The following is a 471-nucleotide window of genomic DNA, read 5'->3' on the forward strand; positions in this document are numbered from 1 at the left end:
TACGAATACGTTGGATTTCTATACATGCAGTAGCGTGGTACCAGAAATCTGCACGGAAGAATTTGCGATGTAAATTCATGTTTGGTGGCGATAGCGGAGGGGTTCCACACGTACCCATCCCGAACACGACCGTTAAGCCCTCCAGCGCCGATGGTACTTGGACCGCAGGGTCCTGGGAGAGTAGGACGTCGCCAAGCAATGTCCCTTTAGAGGATAATGTAGATATACATATTAGGGCCTTTAGCTCAGCTGGTTAGAGCGCACCCCTGATAAGGGTGAGGTCGGTGGTTCGAGTCCACTAAGGCCCACCACTTCTTGATTAACACAAAATGACTGGGGCCATAGCTCAGCTGGGAGAGCGCCTGCCTTGCACGCAGGAGGTCAGCGGTTCGATCCCGCTTGGCTCCACCAATATTCCCTGATAGCTCAGTTGGTAGAGCACTCGACTGTTAATCGAGTTGTCACAGGTTC

The 471-nt window shown here is 52.2% G+C and carries 2 tRNA genes and 1 rRNA gene; all 3 read left to right on the forward strand.

The window, feature by feature from the left end:
* The first annotated feature begins 80 nt into the window (after window positions 1-80).
* The 3 genes from rrf to C1I60_RS08340 all read left to right on the forward strand — a co-directional run bounded on the left by rrf (window position 81) and on the right by C1I60_RS08340 (window position 411).
* Window positions 81-197, forward strand: a 5S ribosomal RNA gene (rrf, locus tag C1I60_RS08330).
* A gap of 37 nt (window positions 198-234) precedes the next feature.
* A tRNA-Ile gene (locus C1I60_RS08335) sits at window positions 235-311 on the forward strand.
* 24 nt (window positions 312-335) lie between these two features.
* A tRNA-Ala gene (locus C1I60_RS08340) sits at window positions 336-411 on the forward strand.
* The last annotated feature ends 60 nt before the right edge of the window (window positions 412-471 follow it).

It is taken from the genome of Paenibacillus terrae (assembly GCF_005217525.1).
In the GTDB taxonomy this organism is placed as follows: Bacteria; Bacillota; Bacilli; order Paenibacillales; family Paenibacillaceae; genus Paenibacillus; species Paenibacillus terrae_C.